This window comes from Pseudomonas sp. LSJ-87 (assembly GCF_032971465.1).
Taxonomy (GTDB): domain Bacteria; phylum Pseudomonadota; class Gammaproteobacteria; order Pseudomonadales; family Pseudomonadaceae; genus Aquipseudomonas; species Aquipseudomonas putida_Z.
In genome coordinates, this window is record NZ_JAWJYQ010000003.1 from 196,128 (window position 1) to 212,211 (window position 16,084).

The window sequence follows — 16,084 nt, forward strand, 5'->3', positions numbered from 1 at the left end:
ACGCTACGGGTGCCGCCGGTTCCCGTGTGGGTTGCCGGCGGTCGTTGTTGTTCTACTTCACCTTGGTGGTGGCGAAGTTGTTGTTGGTCAGAGGGTTGATCACGTAGCCCTCCACGTTGTCACGCATGGCGGTGAACATCTTTGGATGGGCCATGCTGATCCAGGGTTGGTCGTCATCGTACACTTTCAATGCCTCGTTATAGAGCCTTGCACGCTCGTCGTTGTCGATCACTTCGCGGGCGCGGCTGATCAACTCCTGGAACTTAGGGTTGCACCAGCGCGCATAGTTCTCGCCGCTTTTGGCGGCATCGCAACTGAGCAGCGGGCTGAGGAAGTTGTCCGGGTCGCCGTTGTCGCCGGCCCAGCCGGTGGACACCAGGTCGGCCTCGCCCTTCTTGGCCCGGCGCAGCATTTCGGCCCACTCCATCACGCGGATGTCCAGCTGCAGGCCGATCTGCTTGAGGTCGGCCTGCAGCATCTCGGCAGACAAACGCGGGTTGGGGTTGGTCGGGCCGCCGCCGTTGCGCGTGAACAGGGTGATTACCGTACCTTCGGGCACGCCCGCCTGCTTGAGCAGATCGCGCGCCTTGGCCAGGTCGCGGGGCGGGTTTCTGTTCTCGTTGTTGTAGCCGATCATGGTCGGCGGGTACGGATTCACGCCGACCAGCGCATTGCCTTTGCCGAACAATTGGTCGACATGGGTCTGGCGGTCGAAGGCCATGTTGATGGCTTTGCGCACGCGAACGTCGCTCAGGTATTTGTGTTCGGTGTTCATCGAGATGTAACCGGTGACCAAAGCCTCGATCTCCTCGACCTTGAGTTTCGGGTCCTGCTTGATCGACGGTACATCATCGGGCTTGGGGTAGAGCGCCACCTGGCATTCGTTGGCGCGCAGTTTCTGCAGGCGCACGTTGCTGTCGGTAGCGATGGCGAAGACCAGCGCATCGGCAGGCGGCTTGCCGCGGAAATAGTCCGGGTTGGGCTTGAAGCGAACCTGGGCATCCTTGTTGTAACGCTGGAAGATGAATGGGCCGGTGCCGATTGGCTTGCTGTTCAACTCGGCAGCCTTGCCGGCCTTGAGCAACTGGTCGCCGTACTCGGCGGAGTAGATCGAGGTGAAGCCCATGGCCATGTCGCGCAGGAACGGCGCTTCCGGTCGGTTAAGGGTAATCACCACGGTGTGCTCGTCGGCTTTGCTGACCGACTTGAGCAGGTCCTTGAAGCCCATGCTCTCGAAGTACGGGTACCCGACGCTGGTCTTGTCATGCCATGGATGGTTCGGATCGAGCTGGCGATTGAGGCTCCACAATACGTCATCGGCGTTGAAGTTGCGGGTGGGCTTGAAGTAGTCGGTAGTGTGGAACTTCACGCCCTGGCGCAGATGGAAGGTGTAGGTCAGGCCGTCGGCTGAAATGTCCCAGCGCTCGGCCAGGGCCGGCTGGACTTCGGTGGTACCGGGCTTGAAGTCGACAAGGCGGTTGAATACCGTCTCGGCCGAGGCATCGGCGGTAACCGCAGTGGTGTACTGGACGATGTCGAACCCTTCAGGGCTGGCCTCGGTGCACACTACCAGCGGCTTGGCTGCCAGCTGTGTGGCGCTGCCCAGTACCAGCGCTGCCAGGGCGAGGCGTAGCGGTAGCGATTTCATGAAAGCTCTCTGCATGGGTGGACTCCCTGCTTGCATTGATTCCAGCGTAGCCGCCACGGCCCGCAGCGAAGCAGGCCGTGGCGCCGGCGGTCAGAGAATGTTGAATGGAATGGTGGTAACCACGCGGAACTCATCCAGGCTGCCATCGCCCTGGGCCTTGCTGGCGCGGTGCGCGGTGTAGGTGGCACGGATGCTAGTGTCTTTCAGCGGCCCGCTCTGTACCGCGTAGCTGGTGCCGAAGCCCCACTCGTAGTGGGTTTCGCCATCCAGGCCGTTCACGTCGTAGGCGGTACCGCGGTAATGGGTACCATCGATGCCCCAGCCGCGGGCGTTGTACAGGTTGAACTTCAGGCCCGGCACCCCGTACGGCGCCATGTTCAGCACGTAGGAAATCTGCAGCGATTTCTCGTTGGGGCCGTTGAAGTCCGACAGCAGCGAGTTGGCCAGGTAGATGCCGTTGGTTTCGTGCAGGTAGTCGAAGTACTCGTTGCCGTTGACCTGCTGCCAGGAGGCGCTGAGGGTGTGGGCCTGGTGAGTCAGGCCGAACGACAGGCTGTAGGTGTCGTTGTCGATATCGCCCATCTTCTTGCTGCCGGCGTCGACGGTCTTGTAGTAGTTCAGGCCGGTGCTCAGGCTGAGCACTGCGCTGTCGCCGAGCACGTGGTTGGCGCCGAAGTAGTACTGGTTCCAGAAGTCGTCGACCTTGGTGGCGTACAGGCTGGTGCTCAGGCTCTTGAACGGCTGGTAGTTGATGCCGGCGGTGCTGGCGCGGTCGGTTTCCACGCCAGTGGCACTGTACTCGGTGCGGAACTTGCTGAGGCTCTGTTCGGTACGTGGCGAGACGCGGTCGAAGGTGCCCAGGTCGAAGCTCAGGTTGTCGAATTCGGCGCTGTGCAAAAACGCGCCCTGGAAGCTCGAGGGCAGGGCGCGGTTGCCGATGTAGGCGATCATCGGCGTGTCCACCGATTGGCGGCCGACGGTGAGGGTGGTGTTGGACACCCGCGCCTTGACGTTGGCCAGGCCCATCTTGCTCCACTGGCCGACCGGGTCGCCGTCGCTGTGGGTCAGGGTGCGGTTGTTGGGGCCGGCGACGTCCTCGCGGTTCTGCAGCAGGGCGATGGCATTGTAGCCGGCGGCTTCGACGGCGAAGCCGACGGTGCCCTGGGTGAAGCCGGAGCTGTAGTTGAGGATGGTGCCCTGCACCCAGTTCTCGCGGCTGTGGGTGTCGTGGCGGGTGCCGTCGCTCTTGTAGTACTTCCACAGCGGGGCGCGTGTGGCGCGCTCGCGGGCGTACCAGTTGCGGGTGCTGCCGGACAGGCTCTGGCCGTCGACGAAGCCGCTGGCCTGCTCCTGCTCGCTGCTGCCTTTGAGGGTGATGGGCACGTATTCCTGGCTTTGCGGGTCGGCCTGGGTCACGGTGGATAAGGCACTGATGGATAACGCCAGTGCGGTCAAGGTGAATAGTCTCAAGGTTAAAGCTCCCTTTCTGTTCTTCTAGTTATTGCCTGGCCTTGTGGGCCGGGCTTCTTGCTGCGGTGTTGCCAGGGTTGCCCGGGGTCACCGGGCAGAATCGGGGCGTTGTGTTGGCTGTGCCGGCCCTTTCGCGGGTAAACCCGCTCCCACAGGGGCACCACAGGTTTCGGCATGTGCGCCGTACCTGTGGGAGCGGGTTTACCCGCGAAGAGGCCCTTGAGGGCTAAAGATCAATCAACACTCACACCGGAAAAGTCGTTGCGCCCGAACGGGCTGACCTTGAACTCGGAAACCTTGACGCTGAGCGGTTGGTTGACCGTGGAGTGCGCCACCGGGGTAATCGGCACCTGTTGCTTGAGCCGCTGCTGGGCCTGCTGGTACAGGGCGGTGCGCTGCGTGCGGTCGGTGACCTGCTTGGCCTGCTTGACCAGGCTGTCGTACTGCGGATCGCACCACAGCGAGTAGTTGTTGCTGCCGATGGCATCGCAGTTGTAGAGGGTGCCCAGCCAGTTGTCCGGGTCACCGTTGTCCCCGGTCCAGCCGATCAGGGCGATATCGTGCTCGCCGCTTTTCATGCGCTTGAGGTACTCGCCCCATTCGTAGCTGACAATGCGCACCTTGAAGCCGAGCTTGCTCCAGTCAGCCTGGAGCATTTCCGCCATCAGCTTGGCGTTGGGGTTGTACGGGCGCTGCACCGGCATGGCCCACAGGGTGATCTCGGTGCCCGGCTTGACCCCGGCCTGCTGCAGTAGCTGCTTGGCCTTTTCCGGGTCGAAGGGGGCATCCTTGATACTGTCGTCATAGGACCACTGGGTCGGCGGCATGGCGTTGACTGCCAGCTGGCCGGAATCCTGGTACACGGCCTGGATGATCGCCTGCTTGTTCACTGCCATGTCCATGGCCTGGCGCACTTCCAGGCGGTCGAACGGTGGGTGCTGGGTGTTGTAGGCGATGTAGCCGAGGTTGAAGCCAGGTTGTTGCAGCACCTGCAGTTTGCTGTCGGCCTTGAGCGCCGGCAGGTCGGCGGGGCGCGGGTGCAGGGTGACCTGGCATTCGTTGCGGCGCAGCTTCTGGATGCGCACCGAAGGGTCGATGTTGATCGAGAACACCAGGTTGTCGATCTTCACGTCCTGCGGTGACCAATAGGCCTTGTTGCCCTTGTAGCGGATCTGCGAATCCTTCTGATAACGCTGGAACACGAACGGGCCGGTGCCGATCGGTTGCTGATTGATGTCGCTGGGGCGCCCGCTGGCCATCAGTTGTTCGGCGTATTCGGCAGACAGGATGGAAGCGAAGCTCATGGCCAGGTTCTGGATGAACGCGGCATCGACGCTGTTCAGGGTGAACACCACGGTCAGTGGGTCGGTCTTTTCGACACGGGCGATGTTCTTGTCCAGGCCCATGCTGATGAAATAGGGGAACTCGGTCGGGTAGGCCTGGCGGAACGGGTGGTTCTTGTCGAGCATGCGGTTGAAGGTGAACAGCACGTCGTCGGCGTTGAAGTCGCGGCTCGGTGCAAAGGCCTTGTTGCTGTGGAATTTCACCCCTCCGCGCAGGTGGAAGGTGTAGCGCAGGCCGTCTTCGGACACCTCCCAGCGGGTCGCCAGGGCAGGGTGCACGGCAGTGCCGCCGCGTTCGAACTCGACCAGGCGGTTGTAGAGCGGTTCGGCGGCATCGTTGTCGGTGGCGCTGGTGTACTGGGCGGTGTCGAAGCCGGCGGGGCTGCCTTCGGAGCAGAACACCAGGTTGTTGGCCAGCAAGGCCGGCGATTGGCTGATCAGGCCCAGGGCCAGCAGGGCGGAAAGGCGGGTGGTATGGCGCATGGAAAGTCCTTTTACGTCTGTTTGCGCCGCCTCGGGGTACGAATGGCGGCAACAGGTCGCCGACCCCGCAGCGGATGGCGGCGGGACGACATGAAAGGGTACGAGGATGGCGGGGCACCCGCCGCTCGGCGGGTGCCTTGGCTAGCCTATTTGTCCACGCTGACGCCGTAGAAGGAGTTCAGCGCGAACGGGCTGATCTTGAAGTCCTTCACCTTGGCGCTCATGGGCTGGTACACGGTGGAGTGGGCGATCGGGGTGATCGGCACCTGCTCCTTGAGGATGTGCTGTGCCTGCTGGTACAGCTCGGTGCGCTTGGCCTGGTCGGAGGTGGCCTTGGCCTGCTTGATCAGGTCGTCGTAGGGCTTGTAGCACCACTTGGAGAAGTTGTTGCCGCTCATGGCGTCGCAGCCGTACAGGGTGCCCAGCCAGTTGTCCGGGTCACCGTTGTCACCGCTCCAGCCGATCAGCATGGCGCCTTGTTCGCCGCCTTTGGAGCGCTTGATGTACTCGCCCCATTCATAGCTGACGATCTTCGCCTTGATGCCGACCTTGGCCCAGTCGGATTGCAGCATCTCGGCCATCAGCTTGGCATTGGGGTTGTACGGGCGTTGCACGGGCATCGCCCACAGGGTGATTTCGGTGCCTTCCTTGATGCCGGCTTCCTTGAGCAGCTGCTTGGCTTTCTCAGGGTCGAACGAGGCGTCCTTGATGCTGTCGTCATAGGACCACTGGGTCGGCGGCATGGCGTTGACCGCCAGTTGGCCGGCGCCCTGGTAGACCGACTCGATGATCTTTTTCTTGTCCACGGCCATGTCCAGCGCCTCGCGGACTTTCAGCTGGGCCAGCGGGTTGGGCTCGTTGCTGCCCTTGACCTTGTCCATCACGTTGTAGGCGATGTAGCCGAGGTTGAAGCCGGCTTGTTGCGGCATCTGCAGCTTGGGGTCCTGCTTCAGCGGCTGGATGTCGGCCGGCCGCGGGAACAGGGTGACCTGGCATTCGTTCTTCTTCAGCTTCTGCATGCGCACCGAGGCGTCGGTGGTGATGGCGAAGATCAGGTTGTCGATCTTCACATCATCGGGTTGCCAGTAGTCCTTGTTGCCCTTGAAGCGGATCTGCGCGTCCTTCTGGTACTTGCTGAACACGAACGGGCCGGTGCCGATCGGCTTCTGGTTGATGTCGGCGGCCTTGCCGTCCTTGAGCAGCTGGTCGGCGTATTCGGCGGACTGGATCGAGGCGAAGCTCATGGCCAGGTTCTGGATGAACGCGGCGTCGACTTCGTTGAGGGTGAACTTGACCGTGTGCTCGTCGAGCTTCTCCAGCTTGGCGATGTTCTTGTCCATGCCCATGTCGGTGAAGTACGGGAACTCGGTGGGGTAGGCCTTGCGGAACGGGTGGTTCTTGTCGAGCATGCGGTTGAAGGTGAACAGCACGTCGTCGGCGTTGAAGTTGCGGGTGGGTTTGAAGTAATCGGTGGTGTGGAACTTGACCCCTTCGCGCAGGTGGAAGGTGTAGGTCTTTCCGTCGTCGGAGACTTCCCACTTGGTCGCCAGACCCGGGATGACTGCAGTGCCGCCACGTTCGAACTGGGTCAGGCGGTTGAACACGGTCTCGGCCGAGGCGTCGAAGTCAGTCCCTGTGGTGTATTGGCCTGGGTCGAAGCCGGCCGGGCTGCCTTCGGAGCAGAACACCAGGTTGGACGCGGCGAGGGCCGACGGTGCGCCGGAGAGCAAGCCTGCGCCTAGCAGGAACGGAATGACTGCGTGTTTGAGCATGGTGGCCTCATTGTTGTCATTTTTCGATTGAGGTGGCCTCGTGAGCCGACCTGCGGATACTAATGCAGGGGCTGTTCCCAATGCAATATGCGGAGGGATAGTTGACGTCAGAAAAGTGGTACGGTCGTACATGGATGTCGCATTGATATAACTTTCGAAGAAGTTAAACGTTTGCGTAGGCAAAATGATGGCTTTTTGCGGGATATTTCGAGGCGGGGTTAGCGTAGGAAGCACCTATTTGGTGCGTAGGAAATTTCCGAAAATCCTGATTTGACAGACAACTGGACTCGCAAGCGATCCGCGTACCCTGTGGGAGCGGCTTTAGCCGCGAAGAATCCAACGCGGTGCATGGCACCGGCTGCGCCGGTGTTCGCGGCTAAAGCCGCTCCCACAGGGTCCCTGCTAACTCAATGAGTTATGTGCAGTTCCATGAGAGCGGGCAAGCCCGCTCCCACAGGTGTTTCGAGGATCCTTCAAGGCATCTGCACTTCGATCAGGCCATCGGCATTCATGCTCACTTCACTGGTCCCGGCCTCGATATCCGGCGCCGGTGCCGACTCATCAGCCCCCATGGCCTTCATCGCCATCGGTGCACTGCGCAGGTACGGGCGTGGGTAACCGCTGCTGTTGAGGTTCAGGCTGACCACTTTGTAGCCCTTGCCACCCAGCGCTTCGGTAGCCAGCTGGGCGCGCGCCTTGAAGGCATCCACGGCATCCTTGAGCAGTGCATCCTCGCTGGCCTTGCGCGTGGCCGGGGCGATGGAGAAGTCCATGCCACCCATCTTCAGCTCTTGCAGCAGGTCGGCGGTCAGCTGCGACAGGGCCGGGAAGTTGGCGCTTTCCAGGCGCAGCTCGGCGCGCTCGCGCCAGCCGGTGATCTTCTGGCCCTTGCTGTCATATACCGGGTAGCTGTTGCGGCTGCCCTGGCTGATCTTCACGTCCTTGACCTGGCGCGACTGCTGTACGGCCTTGTTCATGGTTTCGGTGATCTGCTTGGCGAGCTTGCCCGGGTCGGTGTTCTGCGCTTCGCTGTACAGGGTAACGACCATCAGGTCGCGCGCCACTTCCTTGCTGACTTCGGCACGCAGCGAGACCTGGTTGTAGCGCGGCTCATCGGCAGCCAGCGCCGGCAGGCTGGCGAGCAGGCCGCAGGACAGGATCAGGGCGGTGCCGCGACGTGGGATTTGCATGTGGTACTCCTTGGCAATATAAGGCGTGGGTTGTGGTCATCCATTCCACGCATGGCCCATCAGACCGGCAACAGTGTAGTGGGTTCAAAAGTGCCATCATCAACCTGTGACAAAGTGTGGCGCTTTGCCGCATCGCTGCAGCGAGGCGCCTGGCTTCGGTATACTCCAGCCGATTTTTCTGGAGCACTCATCAGGAGAGCTCATGCTCGCCGCCGTACAACCGCTGTCCGCTACTCGCCAGAACCTCTGGCGCCTGACTGTCATTCGGGTCCTGGTCCTGGCTGCCCAGGCCGGCTCCGTGGGCGTCGCCTACTGGACCGAACTGCTGCCCTTGCCCTGGCTGTCGCTGGCCGGCACCTTGGCCTTGTCTTCGCTGCTGTGCGCCTTCACGGCCCTGCGCCTGCGCCTGTCGTTGCCGGTCACCGAGCTGGAGTACGCCCTGCAACTGGCCTGCGACCTGCTGATCCACAGTGCCTTGCTGTATTACTCCGGCGGCTCGACCAACCCGTTCGTGTCGTATTACCTGGTGCCGCTGGCGATCGCCGCGGTGACCTTGCCGTGGTTGTATTCGCTGATTCTCTCGGGCATTGCCCTGACCGCATACAGCCTGCTGCTGGTGCAGTTCTACCCGCTCGAAGGCCTGCCGATGGCGCGGGACAAGATGCAGGTGTACGGCATGTGGTTGAGCATTGCCCTGGCCGCCGCAGTGATCACCTTCTTTGCCGCGCGCATGGCCGAAGAGCTGCGCCGCCAGGAGCAGCTGCGTTCCGAGCGGCGTGAAGAAAGCCTGCGCGACGAGCAGCTGCTGGCCGTGGCTACCCAGGCCGCCGGTGCTGCCCATGAGCTGGGAACGCCGTTGGCGACCATGAGCGTGCTGCTGAATGAGATGCGCCAGGACCACGCCGACCCGCTGCTGCAGGAAGACCTGCAGATCCTTCAGGACCAGGTGAAACTGTGCAAGGAAACCCTGCAACAGCTGGTACGCGCCGCCGAAGCCAACCGCCGCCTGGCCGTTGTGGAGCAGGACGTGACGGCCTGGCTGGACGAAGCGCTCAACCGTTGGCACCTGATGCGCCCGGAAGCCAGCTACCGCTTCCAGCGCCTGCGCGAAGGCCAGGTGCCGCGCCTGACCCCGCCGCCGGACCTGACCCAGGCGCTGTTGAACCTGTTGAACAATGCCGCCGATGCCTGCCCCGATGACCTTGAAGTGCGCCTGGACTGGGACGCCCATGACATCGTCATCAGCATCCGTGACCATGGCCCCGGCGTGCCGCCGGCCATCGCCGAAGCCATCGGCAAACCCTTCATTACCACCAAAGGCAAAGGCTTCGGCCTGGGCCTGTTCTTGAGCAAGGCCAGCGTGACCCGTGCGGGCGGTTCGGTGAAACTCTATAGTCATGAACAGGGTGGCACCCTGACCGAACTGCGCCTGCCCTATGGCAAGCGAGGAGATGAATGATGAGCGAAGAAAACCAGGTCGAAGGCGAAGAGCTGCCGCACCTGCTGCTGGTGGATGACGATGCCACCTTCACCCGGGTCATGGCCCGTGCCATGAGCCGCCGCGGTTTCCGCGTGAGCACCGCCAGCTCTGCCGAGGAAGGGTTGATCCTGGCCCAGCAGGACCTGCCGGACTACGCCACGCTGGACCTGAAGATGGACGGTGACTCCGGGCTGGTGCTGTTGCCCAAGCTGCTGGAGCTGGACCCGGAAATGCGCGTGGTGATCCTGACCGGTTACTCGAGCATTGCCACCGCGGTGGAAGCGGTCAAGCGCGGTGCCTGCAACTACCTGTGCAAGCCGGCCGATGCCGATGATGTGCTGGCGGCGCTGCTGTCGGAGCACACCGACCTGGACACCCTGGTGCCGGAAAACCCGATGTCGGTCGACCGCCTGCAGTGGGAACACATCCAGCGGGTGCTGAACGAGCACGAAGGCAATATCTCGGCCACCGCCCGGGCGCTGGGCATGCACCGGCGGACCTTGCAGCGCAAACTGCAGAAGCGCCCGGTTCGGCGCTGATTCAGTACTGGCAGTACCGGCCTCTTCGCGGGTAAACCCGCTCCCACAGGTATTTCACAAGCCTCAAGACCTGTGCAGTACCTGTGGGAGCGGGTTTACCCGCGAAAGGGCCGTAACTGACAGAAACTTCTCTTTATCACCCCGCGATCCCCGCAAGTCCCGGCCGTTGGCGTATCATTAGCCCCCTAACGGCAACCCCTCCAGGATCGCTTGCGCATGCTCGCCCTTCTTATCCAGACACTGAACATCACGGCCCCGGTCTTCGCCATGCTGTTCATGGGCGTGCTGCTCAAACGTATTCGCCTGATCGACGACAATTTCAACCGCGTCGCCTCGCAGCTGGTGTTCAACGTGTGCATGCCAGCGCTGCTGTTCCTCGGCATCTATCACGCCGACCTGGCCACGGCGGTCAAACCGGGCGTCCTTCTCTATTTCGTCGTCGCCACCCTGGCCGGCTTCGCCATTGCCTGGGGCCTGGCCATCTGGCGCAGCCCGCTGGCCGACCGGGGCATCTATACCCAAGGCGCATTCCGCGGCAACAACGGTGTGATCGGCCTGGCCCTGGCCGCCAGTCTCTATGGCGACTACGGCATCTCCCTGGGTGCGGTGCTCGCCGGCCTGGTCATCCTCATGTACAACTCGCTGTCGGCAGTGGTGCTGGCGGTGTACAGCCCGGACCTGAAGTCCGACCCGTGGAGCATCTGCAAGAGCATCCTCAGCAACCCGCTGATCATCAGTGTGCTGGTGGCCACGCCCATGGCGTACGGCCAGGTGCCGCTGCCCAACTGGCTGCTGACCTCGGGCGACTACCTGGCGCAGATGACCCTGCCGCTGGCGCTGATCTGCATCGGAGGCACGCTGTCGCTGGCGGCACTGCGCGACAGTGGCAGGCTGGCCATCGACGCCAGCCTGGTGAAGATGGTCTGGCTACCGCTGCTCGGCACCCTCGGCGCCTGGCTATGCGGCTTCCGCGGGGCCGAGCTGGGCATCCTGTTCCTCTACATCGGCAGCCCGACCGCAGCGGCCAGCTACGTCATGGCGCGGGCGGCCAACGGCAACCATGAGCTGGCGGCGTCGATCATCGTGATTACTACGCTAATGGCGGCGATCACCACCAACATTGGTATTTTCATCTTGCAGTGGGGCGGATGGATCTAGATCCTTGACTGCAAACAACACAAAAAACACAGCCTCACTGAGCTAAAGGACACTTCATGCAAGACCAGAGCACGCCCGAGCGGTTACAGCGCGGGCTGAAGAATCGCCATATCCAGCTGATCGCGCTGGGCGGGGCCATTGGTACCGGGTTGTTCCTGGGCATCGCCCAGACCATCCAGCTGGCCGGCCCTTCCGTCCTGCTGGGCTACGCCATTGCCGGCCTGATGGCCTTCCTGATCATGCGCCAGCTCGGCGAAATGGTGGTGGAAGAGCCGGTGGCCGGCAGCTTCAGCCACTTCGCCCACCAGTACTGGAGCGAGTTCGCCGGCTTCGTCTCGGGCTGGAACTACTGGGTGGTGTATGTACTGGTCGGCATGGCCGAGCTGACAGCGGTGGGTATCTACGTGCAGTACTGGTGGCCCGGCTTCCCCACCTGGGCCACGGCGGCGATCTTCTTCGTGGTGATCAACCTGATCAACCTGACCCAGGTGAAGGTCTACGGCGAGATGGAGTTCTGGTTCGCCCTGGTCAAGGTGGTGGCCATCGTCAGCATGATCGGCTTCGGCGCCTGGCTGCTGACCAGCGGCCATGGCGGCCCGGACGCCAGCGTGGCCAACCTCTGGCAGTACGGCGGCTTCTTCCCCAACGGCGTCACCGGCCTGGTGATGGCACTGGCAGTGATCATGTTCTCGTTCGGTGGCCTGGAGCTGGTGGGCATTACCGCCGCCGAGGCCGACAACCCGCGTCAGAGCATCCCCAAGGCCACCAACCAGGTGGTGTACCGCATCCTCATCTTCTATATCGGTGCCCTGGCGGTGCTGCTGTCGCTGTACCCGTGGCAGAAGGTGGTGCAGGGTGGCAGCCCGTTCGTGATGATCTTCCACGAACTGGACAGTGACCTGGTGGCGACCATCCTCAATATCGTGGTGCTGACGGCCGCACTGTCGGTGTACAACAGCTGCGTGTACGCCAACAGCCGCATGCTGTTCGGCCTGGCCAGCCAGGGCGACGCACCGCGTCAGTTGCTGAAGGTAAGCCGTAGCGGCGTGCCGCTGACCGCGCTGGGTGTGTCGGCTTTCGCCACCGGGCTGTGCGTACTGATCAACTACCTGATGCCGGGTGAAGCCTTTGGTTTGCTGATGGCCCTGGCGGTGTCGGCGCTGGTGATCAACTGGGCGAGCATCAGCATCACCCACCTGAAGTTCCGCAAGGCCAAGCTGGCGGCCGGGATTACCCCGTTCTACAAAAGCTGGGGGCACCCGGTCACCAACTACCTGTGCCTGGCGTTCATCGTGCTGATCCTGGTAGTGATGTACCTGACCCCGCCGATTCGCATCTCGGTGATGCTGATTCCGGGGTGGATCCTGGTGCTGTGGGTGGCCTTCAAGATGAAGAAGGCTCGCCAGGCCAGGTAGGTAACACAGTACCGGCCTCTTCGCGGGCACGCCCGCTCCCACAGGTACTGCACAGGTCTCAGAGCCTGTAGGGTCCCTGTGGGAGCGGGTTTACCCGCGAAGAGGCCGGCACAGGCTACCTATTGATAACTGTCGATCACTTCCTGTGCCGCACGGAACGCATCAATCGCCGCCGGCACCCCCGCATACACCGCGCAATGCAGCAGCGCTTCGCGAATTTCCTCCACCGTACAGCCATTGTTCAGCGCCCCGCGCACATGCCCCTTGAGCTCTTGCGGGCACTTGAGTGCGGTCAGCGTGGCCAGGGTAATCAGGCTGCGGGTTTTCAACGGCAGCCCGTCGCGGGCCCACACGCTGCCCCAGGCATGTTCGTTGACGAAGTCCTGCAGCGGCTGGGTAAAGTCGGTGGCATTGCCCAAGGCGCGGTCGACGAACGCATCGCCCATCACCTGGCGCCGAATCTGTTCGCCGGTTTTCTTGCTATCAGCCATGTTGTTTTCCTTAGTGTTGGCGACGCCAGGCTCGTGCGGTGGTGTACAGCAACACCATGGCGAGCACCGGCAGTACGTAGAACAGCATCAACCGCTCCAGGCGGCCGGCCAGTGGCATGCCCATGGTGAACGCCGCCACGTGCAGCCCATAGGCCAGGTACAGGCAGAGGAACACCAGGCCTTCGGCGCGGGTGATGCGGTAACCGGAATAGAACACCGGCAGGCTCAGCGCAGCAACACCCAGCATTACCGGCAGGTCGAAGGCCAAGGCGTTGGGCGAGATCGACAGCGGCTCGGGAGTGACCAGTGCGGTCAGGCCCAGCACCGCCAGCAGGTTGAACAGGTTGCTGCCTATCACCGTACCCACGGCGATTTCCCGTTCACCGCGCAGGGCGGCGATCAGCGCAGCGGCCAGTTCCGGCAGGGAAGTGCAGATGGCAACGACGGTCAGGCCGATGATGCGCTCGGACAGCCCCAGGTCGGTGGCCACCTCCACGGCGGCTTCCAGCAACAAGTGACCCGCCAGGCTCAGCAGGCCCAGGCCGGCCAGCACCTGCAGCAGCGTGCCCGACCAGAAGCGCCCGGTGCTGCTGGTGACGGTGGCCGGAGCGGGGTAGGTGCGGGCGTAGTGGCGCGACTGGTGCCAAAGCATAGCCAGGTAGCCGACCAGCCCGGTCAGCAACAATACCCCTTCGACCCGGCCCAGGTGGCCGTTGGCGGATAACGCGTAGACCAGGCCGCTGGCGATGATCATCAGTGGAATGTCCAGGCGCACCAGTTGCCGCGACACACGCAGCGGGATGATCAGTGCGGCCAGGCCAAGAATGACCAGTACGTTGAAGATGTTGCTGCCGATCACGCTGCCCACCGCCACATCCGGCGCGCCCTGGTAGGCGGCCTGCAGGCTCACGGTCAGTTGCGGGGCAGTGCTGCCGAAGGCCACCAGGCTCAGGCCGATGATCAGCGGGCGTACGTGCAGGCGCTGGGCCAGGCGCAGGGCTGCGCGTACCAGCAGTTCGGCACCGCCGACCAGCAACAGCAGGGCGATGCCCAGTTGCAGGAGGCTGGAGGTGGGAAGGGTAGCCAGGTCGAAAATGGTCGGACTCCTGTCGCGTCAGTCGCTAAGCCCTTGTACTCGCACGCGCGCGGTTCCGCTACGGATCATGCCGATTTTTTCTGCGGCGGCACGTGAAAGATCGATCAGGCGGCCGCGGGTATGTGGGCCACGGTCGTTGATGCGCACCACGACGCTGCGCTGGTTGGCCAGGTTGGTAACCCGTACCCGGGTGCCGAAGGGCAGGCTGCGGTGGGCTGCGGTGAGGCCGTGCTGGTTGAACGGTTCGCCGCTGGCGGTGCGTTTGCCGTGGTGGCGCGCGCCGTAATAGGAAGCGGTGCCGGTCTTGTCGTAACCGTTGGGGGCGACGTCGATGTCCTGGCTGGCGCAGCCGGCCAGCAGGGAGAAGAGGGCGAGGGTGCTCAGGGATCGCTTTAGCAATTCGAATGCTCCGGTGCGGCCATTCGCGGCTAAAGCCGCTCCCACAGGTACGGCGCTGCACTGGCGAGCGGCGCTGTACCTGTGGGAGCGGCTTTAGCCGCGAACGAGGGCGAAGCCCTCGCAGGACTACAGGGGTAAAACAATCACCCTTCGAGCTTGGCCTTGAGCAATTGGTTCACTTGCCCCGGGTTGGCCTTGCCTTTGGAGGCTTTCATCGCCTGGCCGACGAAGAAGCCGAACATCTTGCCGCGCTTGGCCTCGTCGGCTGCGCGGTACTGTTCGACCTGCTCGGCGTTGGCCGCCAGCACTTCGTCGAGCATCTTGTCGATCGCACCGGTATCGGTGACCTGCTTCAGGCCTTTGCTTTCGATGATGCTGTCAGCATCGCCTTCACCGGCGGCCATGGCCTCGAACACGGTCTTGGCGATCTTGCCGCTGATGGTGTTGTCGCGGATCCGCAGCAACATGCCGCCCAGCTGTGCGGCGCTGACCGGCGCCTGGTCGATCTCGATGCCCAGCTTGTTCAGCAGGCTGCCCAGCTCGACCATGACCCAGTTGGCTGCCAGCTTGGCATCGCCACCGATCTTCACCACTTCCTCGAAGTAGTCCGCCTGTTCCCGGCTGGAAGCCAGCACGTTGGCGTCGTAGGCCGACAGGCCGTACTGGTTCTGGAAGCGCTCGACCTTCTGCGTCGGCAGTTCCGGCAAGCCGGCGCGGACGGTTTCGAGGAAGCTGTCCTCGATCACCACCGGCAGCAGGTCCGGGTCGGGGAAGTAACGGTAGTCGTTGGCTTCCTCCTTGCTGCGCATGGAGCGGGTCTCGTCCTTGTTCGGGTCGTACAGGCGGGTTTCCTGTACCACCTTGCCGCCGTCCTCGATCAGGTCGATCTGGCGCTGGATCTCGCTGTTGATCGCGCGCTCGATGAAGCGGAACGAGTTGACGTTCTTGATCTCGCAGCGGGTGCCGAACTCGGCCTGGCCTTTCGGGCGGATCGACACGTTGCAGTCGCAACGCAGCGAGCCTTCGGCCATGTTGCCGTCGCAGATGCCCAGGTAACGCACCAGCGCGTGGATCGCCTTGACGTAGGCCACGGCTTCCTTGGCGCTGCGCATGTCAGGCTCGGAGACGATTTCCAGCAGCGGGGTGCCGGCACGGTTCAGGTCGATGCCGGTGGAGCCGCTGAAGTCTTCGTGCAGGCTCTTGCCGGCGTCTTCTTCCAGGTGCGCGCGGGTTACCCCGATGCGCTTTATGGTGCCGTCTTCCAGGGCGATGTCCAGGTGGCCCTTGCCGACGATCGGCAGGTCCATCTGGCTGATCTGGTAGCCCTTGGGCAGGTCCGGGTAGAAGTAGTTCTTGCGCGCGAACACGTTGCGCTTGCCGATCTCGGCATCGATGGCCAGGCCGAACATGCACGCCATGCGCACGGCTTCCTGGTTCAGCACCGGCAGTACGCCAGGCATGCCCAGGTCAACCAGGCTGGCCTGGGTGTTCGGCTCGGAACCGAAGGTGGTGGCGCTGCCGGAGAAGATCTTCGACTGGGTGGCGAGCTGAGTGTGGATTTCCAGCCCGATCACAACTTCCCATTGCATGTGTGAATTCC

At 62.9% G+C, this 16,084-nt stretch carries 13 protein-coding genes; 4 read left to right on the top strand and 9 right to left on the bottom strand.

Translation table 11 applies throughout. The features are described 5' to 3' along the window. Nucleotides 1-52 precede the first annotated feature (52 nt). From RYH74_RS03935 to RYH74_RS03955, 5 genes are all read right to left on the bottom strand, one after another. The gene (locus RYH74_RS03935) at nucleotides 53-1,663 is read right to left on the bottom strand and encodes an ABC transporter substrate-binding protein (RefSeq protein ID WP_286101096.1); all 1,611 of its coding nucleotides are present in this window, start codon (nucleotides 1,661-1,663) and stop codon (nucleotides 53-55) included. 75 nt (nucleotides 1,664-1,738) lie between these two features. Continuing rightward, nucleotides 1,739-3,118, bottom strand: a complete 1,380-nt coding sequence (locus tag RYH74_RS03940) for an OprD family porin (RefSeq protein WP_286101097.1) — start codon at nucleotides 3,116-3,118, stop codon at nucleotides 1,739-1,741. A 233-nt stretch (nucleotides 3,119-3,351) separates the two neighbouring features. Then, complete coding sequence (locus tag RYH74_RS03945; RefSeq protein WP_075043851.1) at nucleotides 3,352-4,944, bottom strand: ABC transporter substrate-binding protein; 1,593 nt, start codon at nucleotides 4,942-4,944, stop codon at nucleotides 3,352-3,354. Nucleotides 4,945-5,090: 146 nt separating this feature from the next. Then, complete coding sequence (locus tag RYH74_RS03950; protein ID WP_317408990.1) at nucleotides 5,091-6,716, bottom strand: ABC transporter substrate-binding protein; 1,626 nt, start codon at nucleotides 6,714-6,716, stop codon at nucleotides 5,091-5,093. A 473-nt stretch (nucleotides 6,717-7,189) separates the two neighbouring features. Continuing rightward, nucleotides 7,190-7,906 carry an SIMPL domain-containing protein gene (locus RYH74_RS03955; protein WP_015269044.1) on the bottom strand — a complete coding sequence of 239 codons (717 nt, stop codon included), beginning with the start codon at nucleotides 7,904-7,906 and terminating at the stop codon, nucleotides 7,190-7,192. Between the two features lie 202 nt (nucleotides 7,907-8,108). Here RYH74_RS03955 and RYH74_RS03960 point away from each other — a divergent pair, with 202 nt between their 5' ends. The 4 genes from RYH74_RS03960 (at nucleotide 8,109) to RYH74_RS03975 (ending at nucleotide 12,498) form a co-directional block, all read left to right on the top strand. Continuing rightward, nucleotides 8,109-9,365 (top strand): ATP-binding protein, encoded by a 1,257-nt coding sequence (locus RYH74_RS03960; RefSeq protein WP_317408991.1) that lies wholly within the window; start codon nucleotides 8,109-8,111, stop codon nucleotides 9,363-9,365. Further along, nucleotides 9,365-9,925, top strand: coding sequence for a response regulator transcription factor (locus tag RYH74_RS03965; protein ID WP_025337806.1), 561 nt, complete (start codon nucleotides 9,365-9,367; stop codon nucleotides 9,923-9,925). The genes RYH74_RS03960 and RYH74_RS03965 overlap by 1 nt, the downstream gene beginning before the upstream one ends. A gap of 216 nt (nucleotides 9,926-10,141) precedes the next feature. Beyond that, nucleotides 10,142-11,083: an AEC family transporter gene (locus tag RYH74_RS03970; protein WP_025337807.1), complete on the top strand. Its 942-nt coding sequence runs from the start codon at nucleotides 10,142-10,144 to the stop codon at nucleotides 11,081-11,083. 56 nt (nucleotides 11,084-11,139) lie between these two features. After that, nucleotides 11,140-12,498: an amino acid permease gene (locus RYH74_RS03975; RefSeq protein ID WP_013971058.1), complete on the top strand. Its 1,359-nt coding sequence runs from the start codon at nucleotides 11,140-11,142 to the stop codon at nucleotides 12,496-12,498. Between the two features lie 119 nt (nucleotides 12,499-12,617). On the opposite strand, the gene RYH74_RS03980 is transcribed toward RYH74_RS03975, so the two are convergent. The 4 genes from RYH74_RS03980 to gatB form a co-directional block, all read right to left on the bottom strand. Further along, a complete protein-coding gene (locus RYH74_RS03980) occupies nucleotides 12,618-12,989 on the bottom strand; it encodes a carboxymuconolactone decarboxylase family protein (RefSeq protein ID WP_046615782.1) in 372 nt (123 codons plus the stop codon). 10 nt (nucleotides 12,990-12,999) lie between these two features. Then, nucleotides 13,000-14,043 (bottom strand): calcium/sodium antiporter, encoded by a 1,044-nt coding sequence (locus RYH74_RS03985; protein ID WP_286101858.1) that lies wholly within the window; start codon nucleotides 14,041-14,043, stop codon nucleotides 13,000-13,002. Between the two features lie 60 nt (nucleotides 14,044-14,103). After that, on the bottom strand, nucleotides 14,104-14,484 hold the full coding sequence (locus RYH74_RS03990; RefSeq protein WP_075043857.1) for a septal ring lytic transglycosylase RlpA family protein: 381 nt from the start codon (nucleotides 14,482-14,484) through the stop codon (nucleotides 14,104-14,106). A gap of 143 nt (nucleotides 14,485-14,627) precedes the next feature. After that, the gene (gene gatB, locus RYH74_RS03995; protein ID WP_013971062.1) at nucleotides 14,628-16,073 is read right to left on the bottom strand and encodes an Asp-tRNA(Asn)/Glu-tRNA(Gln) amidotransferase subunit GatB; all 1,446 of its coding nucleotides are present in this window, start codon (nucleotides 16,071-16,073) and stop codon (nucleotides 14,628-14,630) included. Between the last annotated feature and the right edge of the window lie 11 nt (nucleotides 16,074-16,084).